This is a genomic window from Cronobacter sp. HA18006 (assembly GCF_011605445.1).
Classification (GTDB): Bacteria; Pseudomonadota; Gammaproteobacteria; order Enterobacterales; family Enterobacteriaceae; genus Cronobacter; species Cronobacter sakazakii.
The window spans coordinates 1-12,536 of the sequence record NZ_JAANQB010000025.1 but is presented as its reverse complement, the minus strand read 5'-3'; the positions used below and the strand labels follow the sequence as shown (position 1 = coordinate 12,536).

General features: G+C 53.2%; 10 protein-coding genes. 5 read left to right on the top strand and 5 right to left on the bottom strand.

What is annotated here, in order from left to right:
- Positions 1-28 precede the first annotated feature (28 nt).
- The 4 genes from G9X48_RS19495 to G9X48_RS19480 form a co-directional block, all read right to left on the bottom strand.
- A complete protein-coding gene (locus tag G9X48_RS19495; RefSeq protein WP_085046389.1) occupies positions 29-1,408 on the bottom strand; it encodes a carbohydrate porin in 1,380 nt (459 codons plus the stop codon).
- A gap of 160 nt (positions 1,409-1,568) precedes the next feature.
- Entirely contained in the window at positions 1,569-1,874 is a 306-nt protein-coding gene (locus G9X48_RS19490; RefSeq protein WP_004384871.1) for a PTS lactose/cellobiose transporter subunit IIA, read from the bottom strand.
- A 135-nt stretch (positions 1,875-2,009) separates the two neighbouring features.
- Positions 2,010-3,335 (bottom strand): PTS transporter subunit EIIC, encoded by a 1,326-nt coding sequence (locus tag G9X48_RS19485; RefSeq protein ID WP_097647220.1) that lies wholly within the window; start codon positions 3,333-3,335, stop codon positions 2,010-2,012.
- Between the two features lie 16 nt (positions 3,336-3,351).
- The gene (locus G9X48_RS19480; protein WP_004384873.1) at positions 3,352-3,666 is read right to left on the bottom strand and encodes a PTS sugar transporter subunit IIB; all 315 of its coding nucleotides are present in this window, start codon (positions 3,664-3,666) and stop codon (positions 3,352-3,354) included.
- 290 nt (positions 3,667-3,956) lie between these two features.
- On the opposite strand from G9X48_RS19480, the gene G9X48_RS19475 reads away from it, so the two are divergent.
- Positions 3,957-4,910 (top strand): LacI family DNA-binding transcriptional regulator, encoded by a 954-nt coding sequence (locus G9X48_RS19475; RefSeq protein ID WP_007764195.1) that lies wholly within the window; start codon positions 3,957-3,959, stop codon positions 4,908-4,910.
- A gap of 29 nt (positions 4,911-4,939) precedes the next feature.
- On the opposite strand, the gene G9X48_RS19470 is transcribed toward G9X48_RS19475, so the two are convergent.
- Positions 4,940-5,560, bottom strand: a complete 621-nt coding sequence (locus G9X48_RS19470; protein WP_097641219.1) for a DUF2238 domain-containing protein — start codon at positions 5,558-5,560, stop codon at positions 4,940-4,942.
- Positions 5,561-6,112: 552 nt separating this feature from the next.
- On the opposite strand from G9X48_RS19470, the gene vgrG reads away from it, so the two are divergent.
- The 4 genes from vgrG to G9X48_RS19450 are packed head-to-tail and all read left to right on the top strand — an operon-like array spanning position 6,113 to position 12,133.
- The gene (gene vgrG / locus G9X48_RS19465) at positions 6,113-8,635 is read left to right on the top strand and encodes a type VI secretion system tip protein VgrG (protein WP_097641220.1); all 2,523 of its coding nucleotides are present in this window, start codon (positions 6,113-6,115) and stop codon (positions 8,633-8,635) included.
- Complete coding sequence (locus G9X48_RS19460; protein WP_032987955.1) at positions 8,635-9,897, top strand: VRR-NUC domain-containing protein; 1,263 nt, start codon at positions 8,635-8,637, stop codon at positions 9,895-9,897. Before vgrG ends, G9X48_RS19460 begins: the two co-directional genes overlap by 1 nt.
- 11 nt (positions 9,898-9,908) lie before the next feature.
- Positions 9,909-11,105, top strand: coding sequence for a type VI immunity family protein (locus tag G9X48_RS19455; RefSeq protein ID WP_097641221.1), 1,197 nt, complete (start codon positions 9,909-9,911; stop codon positions 11,103-11,105).
- 50 nt (positions 11,106-11,155) lie between these two features.
- On the top strand, positions 11,156-12,133 hold the full coding sequence (locus G9X48_RS19450) for a type VI immunity family protein (protein ID WP_097641222.1): 978 nt from the start codon (positions 11,156-11,158) through the stop codon (positions 12,131-12,133).
- Positions 12,134-12,536: the final 403 nt, after the last annotated feature.

Below are 12,536 nucleotides of genomic sequence, written 5' to 3'. Positions count from 1 at the left end.
TTTTTTTGCGTACGTTATCCCAGCCTGATTACCACCAGGCTTCCCACATCGCGCCGATATTCAGCGAATCGAGCGTGGTGTCGTCGGTATTGTTGACGCGCGCGGTGCGTTTGTTATCCACTTCGCCGCCGGTCACGTAGAAGCGCAGCATCGGGCGGAATTCCGGGCCCATCGCGATAGACATGTTCTGCGAGAGCGTCACTTTCCAGCCGCTGTTATCGCCGCCTTCCTGGTAATCAACGCGCTGCCAGCCTGCTTCAAGCCAGGTCGAGTGGACGTCGTTCCAGAAATACATCGGACGCACGATGGCGTTATAGTTGCGGCGGTTATCGCGATCGTCACGGTCATTGTCGTAATCGTGGAACGCCAGCAGATACTCCACCTGCGCCTGCTGCGTGAATCTGTGCAGCCCTTCGAAGCTCGCGTATACCGTGGTCAGATCGTCGGTTTTGTTATACACGCTGTTATCTGAATTATCGGAGTAGCGGGCGATGAGCTTATTCACGCCGCTGTCGTTGGTATGGCTCAGCACCACGCCGCCCTGCCAGGCTTTCAGGCGCTCATCGCGATCGACGGCTTTTGAGTCAAAGCCGTAGTTGGCGTACAGCTCCAGATCGAGCGGGCCGACTTTCATGCCGTGGATTTTCGATGTCGCCGCGTAGTTGCCTTTATCGCCGGTGCCGGAGCCGCCAGTACAGGTGATGCGCGACGGGTTCGCTTCGTCTTCCATCACTTCCGGGCTACAGGATTCCACGGCGGCCACCACCGCCACATCAAACTGAACACCGCCCAGATCGAAGTTCTTCACCCCGGCGCCCTGGCCGTCGTGGTTCATCCAGAAGTAGTCGTTGATACCCTGTTGCGGACGCTGGTGGAAATCGCGGCCGGCCCAGAAATAGGCGTTCGGGTTCGATTCCAGCAGATTAGTCACGCCCGCGTAGGCTTTTTTCAGGTTCACTTCGTCGCCCCAGTGGTCAAACATCACGTTGACATCCCAGATTGCGCCGTTGCCGCCTTTAAAGGCCTTCGAGAGCTGGAATTCGCCGCCGTTGCCTTCGTTGCCGAGACGGCCAATGGCGGAGGCGCCGTTATAGGAGCCGTCAACCGCGACATATTTCTGGTCGCCGCTCTGGTAATGCGCGCCATAACGGGCGTAGCCGGTAAACTTCACGCCGAACGGAATCGCCAGATCCGGCGTCTGGGCTGGGCTTTGCGGCTCGGTGACCACATCGGCTTTTTTGTTCATGGCGGCGTCGATTTTCGCCTGGCGCTCGGCCAGTGCTTTATCCACCGCTTTCGCCACCATGGCGTCAATCTGTTCCTGGGTGTATTCCTGAGCGAGCACAGATACAGGGCAAAGGGCGGCGATAACCGCCAGGGTTAATGGAAGTTTTTTTAACGTAGTCATAATTATCTCTTTATCGTCACTATTATTAAGACAACAGCTTTCCCTTCTGGCGGGCCAGAATTAATGCGCTATCATCGGAAAAGCGTATTTACGTCGTTTCGGGTACAGCGGTTTATTTATCGCCCACAGAGGATCTTCTGCCGCGAATAAAATAATTTATTTACTGACGCTGATATAAATGAATCAGCTCTTCAGAAAATTCGCGCGCCAGCAGGGAATTCATTAAATGATCCTGCGCGTGAACCATAATTAAGGTCATCGGCTGGCGGCCTTCGCCCGCGTCCTGTTCAATCAGCTTCGTCTGCATCTTATGCGCCTGACGGGCGTAGCCGTCGGCTTCGCGCAGCAGGTGTTGCGCCTCGCTGAAATTGCCCGCCCGGGCGGCGTGCAGCGCTTCAAAGCAGAGGCTGCGCGACTGCCCCGCATTGACGATGATTTCCATTACCGCTTCTTCCAGTGCAATCATTCTTTGTTACTCTTCATTGATGAAAGGGAATAAAAAGGCGTAACGCTCCCCGCATAGCGAAATACCGCCACGCGTTTACTGCCTGTTATTTCCGGTGTCGTTATTTGAGCCGCGCCGTCCCTGGCGCGACGGGAATTATCCTGTCACGGTTTGCGCCTGTGGGGCCGCGTTACGCGCTTTCAGCTCTTCGGTCTTAATAAGTGAGCGTTCATAGGCGCGCAGGAACGGCAGATAAATTAACGCCGACATCACCATGCAGATAAGGCACATCACCACCGGGGCCAGCGCCCAGTTGGCGGCCCAGGAAGCGCCGATGGGCGCAGGCGTCGTCCAGGGCGTGAGCGACACCACCTGTTCAATCAGCCCCAGTCGTGTGGCGGTCCAGGCGAGTACGGCGTTGACCAGCGGCACGCAGACGAACGGGATAAACAGAATGGGGTTCATGATGATCGGCGCGCCGAACAAAATCGGTTCGTTGATATTAAAAAAGCTCGGCACGATGCCCATTTTGCCGATGGTGCGCAGGTGTGTCGCCCGGCTTTTAAGGAGCAAAAACGCCAGCGGCAGGGTGCAGCCGACGCCGCCAATCAGCAGGTAATGATCCCAGAAGCCTTGCAGATAGGTGTGCGGCAGCGCAGCGCCCGCGGCCAGCGCCGCCTGGTTGGCGGAGAGATTCGCCATCCAGAACGGGTTCATAATGCCGGTGACGATAAGCGAGCCGTGAATGCCCGCAAACCAGAAGATCTGGCACAGCAACACGGAGAGTAATACGGCAGGCAGGGAGTCCGACGCGGAAACCAGCGGCTCCAGCAGATGCATAATCGCCTGCGGCATGATCATGCTGGTTTGCGCTTCGATAAACAGGTTCAGCGGATGCAGCGTTCCCATCACCGCGATAACCGGAATGAGAATTTCAAACGAGCGCGCCACGCCGGTCGGCACCTCTTTCGGCAGGCGGATGGTCACCTTGTGCTCCTTGAGCCACGCGTAGACGCGGGTGGAGTAAATCGCCGTAATCAGCGCCGTGAAAATGCCCTGGCCTGAGAGATACTGCGTGGAGATTTTGCCGTCGGCGTAGGGGGCGGCCACCAGCAGGAACGCCATAAACGCCAGCAGGCCCGCCATGACGGGATCGAGCTGGAACTGACGCCCGAGGCTCGCGCCGACGCCAACGGAGATAAAAAAGGTCATCACGCCCATGCTGAGATTAAACGGCAGCATTAGCTGTTCGCGGTACGTCTGCGAGAAATCGAGCCAGGCGCGGGCAAAGCCGACCGTGGTATCGGCAGAGAACGGCGGGAAGATAAACACCAGCATAAACGAGCCGATAATCATGAACGGCAGCGCCGCGGTGAAGCCGTCACGAATGGCGATAACATATTTCTGCTGGCCGAGTTTCCCGGCGAGCGGCGTAATCGTCTGTTCAATAACGGCAACCATCGACTGATATAAAGAACTCATGGGCGAGATCCTGTTTCTAATGCGCGGCTTCAATAAGCGAGAGCGCGTAATCCAGCACTTTGTCGCCACGCTGCATTCCGTAATCCATCATGTCGATGGCCTGAACAGGAATGCCGTGAGCGGCAGCCTTTTGCGACAGCGTCGGTAACATATACTTCACCTGCGGCCCGAGCAGCACCACCTGATACTTTGGAAACTGCGTATCAAATTCGGCAACGCCCCAGGCTTCAATCTGTACGGGAAGATCCCGTTCCCCTGCCGCGTCAACCATCTTTCTCACCAGCAGACTGGTGGACATCCCCGCAGAGCAACACAGCATAATCTTGTACATGGCCTCATCCTTAAATGTAAAAACTTATTGCGGAGATGATTGGATAGGATATGGAAACCGATTTCCATTTATAAAAAAGAGAAGTGTGAAACCCGTCATGATCTCCGCTTTATCGCGAGAATTAATTGGATTTGTGTCACAGCTTTTCGGGTGAAATGCGTACCACGGACACGAAACGGAAAATCGGTTTCCATGATTTCGGGAAACGGATATACTTCAGGCGGTTATCATCTGAACGATTTTTGATGAAGATTTGACGCAGAAAGCCAGGTTTCTGCCAGGGGAAAAAGATGTCAACAATCAACGACGTATCGCGTCTGGCCGGGGTCTCAAAGGCCACGGTGTCACGGGTGTTGAGCGGATCGCGCGGCGTGAAGGAAGCCAGCCGTCAGGCCGTGCTAAAAGCCGTCGATGAACTCAATTACCGGCCCAATGTTATCGCACAGTCGCTGTTAAGCCAGAGCACTGGCTGTATCGGCGTTATCTGCGCGCAGGAGAATATCAACCAGACCACGGGCTATCTCTACGCGCTGGAAAAACAGCTCAGCCAGCACCAGAAACACCTGCTGCTGCGCTTCGCCAACAGCAAGCATGAAGTGATGAACGCGCTGGACGAGCTCACCAGCGGCCTGTGTGACGACGTGCTGATTATCGGCGCGCGGTTTCCGTTAAACATCACCCAGGAAAATGTGATCCTCGTGGACTGCATGGAGAGCGAAAACGCCCCCAGTCTGCATTACGATCACGCGTTCGCCGTGGAAACCGCCTGTAACTATCTGATTCGGCAGAACCGCCGCCAGATAGCGCTGATTTATCCGCAGGGCAACGGCTTCGCCGATCAGGTGCTGCTCGGCTATAAGCTGGCGCTGGAGCGCAACTTCCTGCCGTTTAACCGTAACCTGGTGTTTATGGATGCCACCTCCTCCTCGGTGGCGTTACAGGAGTTGCTCAACAACGCGACGACGCTTAACTTCAATGCGCTGCTGGTGGCGGACGATCAGGAGGCGCAGCGGGTTATTCCGCAGCTTCAGGCATTTAATAAATCGGTGCCGGACGACATCATGGTTTTTAGCCTCGCGGGTACGCTGCAAATGCCGGGCGTGCCGACGATTCCGGCCATTGAATACTCAATGGATGTGATGGCCGCGCGCATTGTGGGCTGGCTGAACGAGAAAACGCAGGATGTGCTGGGCAGCGGCGTGCTGCGCGGCGATCTCTTCCTACCGGAGATGCGCAAGCGCTAAACGCATCAGGCCGCCTGCGGGCGGCTTTTTTATTCGCGCATTACGCGTTTAAGCTGGCGGGTATGGCAGCGCGCCAGCGCAAACACCGAGATAAACGCGCCGAGGAGCGCGCAGAGCATATCCGCCTGCGTGTCCCACTCGTCGCCTTGCGTGCCGAGAAAATCATCCGCGTCTTTGCCGAGCGCCAGCGCCACCCACCACTCGATCAGCTCGTAAAAGGCGCTGATAGCAAGCGTCACGCAGCAGACCAGGAATGCGAGCATTTTCGCGCCGAGCCGGTAGCCGCCGCGCGCCAGCACCTCCCGCGCCGACAGCGACACTACTAAACCCTGCAACACATGGCCGAACCGGTCATACGGGTTGCGCGCCATCCCGAGCCACTCCTGCACCATAAACCCGACAGGCACCCGCGCGTAGGAATACATCCCACCAACGATAAGCGACACGCAGCCGGTGAAAATCAACGCATAAAGCAGCGGCGTGAGCGGGTAGCGCTTGGCGGTGGTCCACAGCACCGGCACCACGATAAACACCGGCACCACTTCCATCAGCCAGGTGAGCCGTCGTTCGGTGGTCAGCGCGGTGAGAAGAAGCAGCAGCGCCAGCAGCAATGTGCCGATGGGTAGATACAGCGAGCGGGAGAGCGGCATCAGCGATCCTTCACTTGAGTAAAAGTTACTGTTTAGCGCAAAAGGGGGGGATTGCAAGGAGAGAAACAATGGGAGCGATGAGGTCTCTTAGCCATCAACTTTATCCAGAACGCAGATAATTCGATGGCAAAGCCGCTACTGGCGTAACGCTTTAAGTGCAAATTAAAAGCTCCTGTCTCCAGGGCTCATTTCCCCGATGCGTTACCAGGGCGTGCGCTTTATAAAGAGATGTATCAGATATCATCTCTTTTCTTTAATCTCTCATCAGAAGCACAAATAATGGTCCGGAAAAGTAAATGCATAAATAATATGAATAAGGCTAGGCTTCATATAACAAATAATGAATGAAATAAAAGACCACTGTCCTGTTTATCAATGCGTTACTGGATTACTATACTCAAACGCATTTAGCGATACGTTAAAATAAATCCGTTGTAGTAACACGGCGATAATTTCGATAACTTGTTTTTGGCAGATAATTAAAAGAGAATAATCACTTCATTAAAGTGCTTTTGAAATAAAAGCATTACTATTACAGGGATACGTAAGCGAATGAAACATACAGCAATCACCGGTAATATTTCTTTATCGCGTTATCTTCTGGATATTAACGACTGCCCTGTAAACCCCGATGTGCTGATATTCAGAGGACGGGAGGCGCTGAGTGAGCCTTTTTCGTGGCGAATTGAATTTACCACGCCGCACACCGTTCCGCGCGAAGATGCCCTGATGAAGTATGCCCGTTTTGATATGAATGGGCTGAAAACTATTTATGGTGTCATTACCCGTTTGGAGTGGCTCTCAACAAACGCTGACCAGTCTCATTATGCGGTCACGCTGGAATCTCGTCTCGCTTTGCTCTCCCGTACCCGTCGCTGCGCCATCTTCCAGAACCAGTCGGTGCCTGAAGTTGTAGAGCAGGTACTGCGGGCGCACGGCCTGGAAGGGCCGGATTTTGAGTTTCGGCTTTCCCGCGAATACCCGTACCGCGACATCATCACCCAGTGGCGGGAAACCGATCTTGAATTTATCCAGCGGATACTGGCCGAAGTGGGCATCTGGTTTCGCTTTGCGATGAACGACGCGACAGAACTTGATGTGGTGGTTTTTGGCGACACGCAACTTCAGTATGAATTCAATATCCGGTTGCCTTACCGGGAGCCGTCCGGGTTGTCGGCGGAGGAAAGCGTCTGGGGCGTGCGTAGCTGGCACACCGTCGTATCAGGGCGGACTTATTTGAACCGTTATAACTACCGTAACGCCACGTCGCCCATGCAGGCGCAGGTTGCTGTGCGCAGTGAGGCAGTGACGACAGGCGAGCATTACCGCTATGGCGACATCTATCAGGAAGAGGGGGACGAGCACGAGCCTGAACCTGCGACGGAGAGCGGTGCCTTTTATGCGCGCATTGATCATGAGCGTGAACTGAACAAATCAGTCCGCCTGCATCTTTTCAGCAACGCGCCCCATCTGGCACCCGGCCAGGTGCTGGAACCCCAGGGTGATGTCATCACCGCGCTGAAAAATGGTGTGTTAATGACCCTGCTGACGTACAGGGGCGCACGTGACTCCCGCCTGCATGTTTCAGTGTTGGGACAGCCATACACCGAGCGCTACTGCTTTCGCCCGGATTGCCCGCCGCGCCCTGAAATTCACGGAACCCTGCCCGCCCGTGTGGAAAGCCGCGAGAAACACGATATCTACGCCCATCTTGATGAGTACGGCCGTTACCGGGTCAGGCTTGATGTTGACCGCAGCGACAGCGAGCGGGGTTTTGGCTACGTGTGGTTGAGAATGGCGAAGCCTTATACCGCTGAGGACGCAGGCTGGCATATGCCACTTATTGATGGCACAGAAGTCGCGATCGCCTGGCGTCATGGCGATATTGATCAGCCCTACATCGCCCATGCGCTGCATGATTCTGAACATGCTGATGTGGTGAATCGCGACAACCGTAGCCAGAACATTCTGCGTACCGCGGGCGATAACGAGCTACGCATGGAAGACCGGCGCGGCGAAGAGCATATCGCGCTGACCACGCCTTATGGCGCGTCACAGCTTAATAAGGGGCAGGTCGCTGACGCGCAGGGAAAATCGCGTGGCGCGGGTTTTGAACTGCGCACCGATGAGTATGGCGTCATTCGCGTGGCGAAAGGGCTGTTCATCACCGCTGAAGGGCAGGCCAGAGCCGCAGGCGAAGTGCTGGACATGGAAACGGCCCTGAAAGAAATCACGCTTTGTCTGCAACAGATTGAAGAGCTTAGCCGCGTCGCAGAGCAGGCGCAGGCATTACAGGCGGATATCGCCAGCCAGACCGCCATGTTTAACGAGCGCCTCAGGCCGCTCAACCAGATGATTCATGCTCATGGCCCGCAAGGCGTGGCGTTCACCAGCGGTGAGCATATGCAGCTTGCCGCCGCGAAAAACGTGGCCATCAATGCCGGGGGCGATATCAGTGTCGGCGTGATGGGGAATATGACAGCGCTGGCGGGTGACAAACTCGGCCTGTTTGCCCACACCGGCCCGCTGAGCCTGAAATCCGGCGAGGGGCCAGTCGGGATGCAGGCGCAGAACGGCAGGATGAGTCTGGCGGCACAGAAGAAGCTGACAATGACCTCCACTCGCGATATTTCCTTTTCCGGCAAGAAGCGCATCACGCTTATCGGCGGTGGCAGCTACCTGAAAATAGAACAAGGGAAAATCGAATATGGCACGACCGGAGTGTATCTGCGCAAGGTGCCGCGAACGTATGTAGGGGCGGCGGCTGCGATGGCGCAGGAGATGCCCGTTATGCCCATAGCGGACGGGTACAGCGAATTCTTTATTGTGCGCGACCAGGTGACGAATAAGCCGCTGGCTGGTTTCCCCTATACGCTCACGTTTTCGGGCGGCACGCTGCGCGGCGAAACCGATGCCAACGGTGAGACGCTGCGCGCCTGGAGCAAACAGAGTGAGGAAATCGCGCTGACACCGCACCCGGAGCATTTCCGTCGGGAATGTTTCAGCGCCAGCTACTGGGATAGCCGCACCTCGCTGTCGCTCGATTTTTCAGATTACAACAAGGAGGAAAACTGATGGCAGCAGGGAAGAGAGCCGCCGGCGTGCCGGGCGAGCCGCAAAGAACGGCAACAACAGTAAAAGCGCCTGAAGGTACGGTGGCCAGAGTCACCAATCCGCTGGATCTATGGTACCTGTGCGAGAAGGTGAACTACGCGCTGAAATATCCCGTGAAGCGCTCCGACGGGAAGATGATGTATCAGCGAAAGGTGACCCGGCTTATTCGGCAGGATGACAGGAACTTTAATTACCATTTTCCTTACATTGGCGAAGTGGGCTACGACATGACGCGCAATCCGCCCTCGCCGCTAATGAGCAGGCGGCACCCTAACTGGCCGAGCAGCTTCCCGCTCGCGCAGTATCGCCTGATAAAACGAGGTCATGAAATGCGCCTGCGGGAAATGGCCGAGGGGGAAGTGGAGCGCGTTATCGAATTGCTGACGCGGGATGAACTGGAAACACTGCCTGCGCCGGAGGCCGGTGACATCATGCTGGATGATGCGCTGGATATTGTGCTCAAACGCAAGGGGAGCTTTCGGATACCGGATGTTATTCGAATCAGCGACGTCACCCTGACGGGTAACGCTGCCTTTAGCCAGGGAAATATTCATACGGTGATTGAGATTAAGTTTCCGGGGGACAGATTAAGTCGTGAACAGCAAATAAATTATATGAACATAGCTGGTAATGAGGATAATTTCCGTCTACTTGAAACCGACGTCTGTCAAATAGACGACAAACGCAAACGCGAGTGGATACGGGATGCCGTCCAGGAGCCGGTCTATAAGCCGGTAGCGGATGCGCAGGGAGAAAACGAACAGATCTGCCTGCGCCCGGATGTGCCAGCGTATCACCTGCTGGAAGGAGAAATGGAGCAGGAGTTTCGTCAGGTACAACACCATTTCTACCAGTTGGCCGGCGACTACTGGGTGCCTCCTGTGGGCATGGAGGTCAATACCTTAAAACCGCAGCAAGATGCCGGGGATATCGCCCGACAGGCGCAGGAGCGGGAGCGAGCCGCCGGGTTTCTCGGGGCCCTGCTGACGGGGCCAATGGTTGTTATTCCCGCCACGGCAGGCCTGGGAGCCGCCGCGGTAGCGACGGGAGAAAGCCTGACGGGCATGATTGCCGGGAATGCGGTGCAGTATGCCAGAACGGCAACCACCTTTTTGCTGCCGGCAGGCAACCTCGGCATGGCGACGGCGGCTGAACCTGAAGAACAGCCATCAAATACATTTACCCTGAAGCAAGCGCAGGATTTTGTTTACTGGCCCGATTAAGGAGCGGATAAATGGACTTTTTTGAGAAATTTAAGCAGGCCGAATACGATTTTACTTACGGTGCGGAAGATGACCCGGAACACCATAACGCCTTACAGGTGGGATTAGTGGCATGGTTTTACCTGGATAAAGGATATACCAAAGAAAACCGGGCCAGAATTGCTGAAGCCTGGCAGCTTTACCATAATGAATTCGGTGCGAAATTGAAGTGGGGGTATATTGATGATCCCAACAAGCCTGTGGATTACAATGTAAAATTAACAAAAATATTAAAAAAAACTATATCTGATAGCTTCGGTGAGAGTTTCTTTTTTGACTGGTATTCTGATACGGGTTTTCGTTATGCCAGTTATTATTCGGTTTCAGCTGGATCTATGGCCGGATGGTATGAATCAATTCATAAAAATGTAAGTTATTTTGGTTTTTATATTCCTGTTGCGGAACTTAATCGTAAGGATTTTTTAAAGGGTCTTCTTTCTCAATTTTGCGACATTTTACAGCCACTCCATGGGTTAATGGGTTTAGGAATTCACCAGTGCTACGAAAAAGAACGATATCAGCATCTCGAATATGAAATTTGCAATGAGTTTAATGGTGTTGATGTTATTAATTCTAATACGGATAAAAAAATGAGGTCGGGCCTACGCTCCGTTAACTGGTATACTTTTTTTAACAATGAGTGGCTAAATAAACTGGGTGGGATTCAGTATTTACGGAATGCTCTGAGCAACGCATCGATTGAGATAATACCTTATGATGCTGGTGTTATTATCCGAGCCGGAGAATGGCCGGAGTTAGGCTGGGTTAAGGATAATCCATACCCTGAACTGTACGTGAAAGTGAATAAGGTACTTAAACCTATCCGCGCACCGGAAATTGGTAGCCTGGGGTATGGCTCGATTGCCGGCGAAATCCGTTTTGACAGAAACTCCACCGCCCGGTGGCTTGCCCGCTTTGATGTAGACCTTCCGCCGCTTGCCACCATGCCAGCGGCAAAAGATCCGGTGCGGATAAGCTGCTGGACAGACGATATTGCGCCTTACGCGGGCCAGTGGGCCACGATTGTCAACGGCACCACCGACTATATTCAAACGCGGGAAGGGCAGAAGATGCCTTATTTTGAAGATAAACACGGCAATAAACACCGTGCCCTCTGGCAACTGCTGAAGCGAGATGATAAAGGCAGCGTTTTCATCATGCCGGAATAATAAAAAAGGGCCTCTTGTCAGAGAGCAGGCCCTGTTAAGGAAAAGATAAAATGGATTTTTTTGAGAAATTTAAGCAGGCCGAATACGATTTTACTTACGGTGCGGAGGATGGTCCGGAACACCATAACGCGTTACAAGTGGGGATAGTGGCACGTTTCTATCTTGATAAAGGTTATACTAAAGAAAATCGAGAACATATCGCGGAGGCCTGGCAACTATTCCATAATGAGTTTGGACATTATTTGAAGTGGGGATGTGTTAATGACCCAAACAAAGAAATAGCTTATAGACATATATCATCAGGAAAATTTAAAGAAACGATTATTAATAGCTTCGGTGATGATCTTGATTTTATGTGGTCTGCTGAAAAAGGATATCGCTATTCCAGTGATTATAGTATTGAAATAAATTCTCCTGCGGGGTGGTTTGAAAATATACACAAGCCTGTTAGCTATTTTGGTTTTAATCTTCCTGTGGCTGAATTAAACAATAAAGAACATATCGAAAAGCTGCTGTTGATTTTTTGTAACATACTCAAGCCGTTACATGGAATTATGGGGCTTGGGCTACAGCAATGTCATGAAAAAGAAAGATACCAGCATCTGGAATATGAAATTGGACAGGAGTTTCTTGGTCTTGATATCACAAATTCTAAAACAGATAAACATTCACGTGAAGGCATTCGCTCGGTAAACTGGCATACCTTTTTTAATAATGGTTGGTTAAATAAACTGGGTGGAATTCAGTATTTACGGAGTGCTCTGAGTAACGCATCGATTGAGATAATACCTTATGATGCTGGTGTTATTATCCGAGCCGGAGAATGGCCGGAGTTAGGCTGGGTTAAGGATAATCCATACCCTGAACTGTACGTGAAAGTGAATAAGGTACTTAAACCTATCCGCGCACCGGAAATTGGTAGCCTGGGGTATGGCTCGATTGCCGGCGAAATCCGGTTTGACGACAGCTCAACTGCCCGGTGGCTTGCCCGTTTTGATGTAGACCTTCCGCCGTTTACCGCTCTTTGAGCCATTTGCCGAAGCTCTAAACCACATACAGCGAATCATTGAACGCAGTTCGATGAAGAGTCCGGCTCTCCAAAAGCAAAAACCCGCCTTGTGGGCGGGTTCTTTAAATTAGTGGTGCCCGGACCGGACAAAAACGCCGGGAGCGTTTTTGCACAGCGCACCGCGCTGCCCGCAGGGCGATTCGCAGGGATGCGACGAGTGAATCGAACGCAGTTCGATGGAAAGTCCGGCTCGCCAAAAGCAAAAAACCAGCCCGTAGGCTGGTTTCTCTAAATAAGTGGTGCCCGGACTCGGAATCGAACCAAGGATTCATTGACTCAACAATGAAGTCACCGAATAACAGTAAGTTACCTTTACGCTTCGATTCCGAATGTACCACTGTTTTGTACCAGATACCACGACT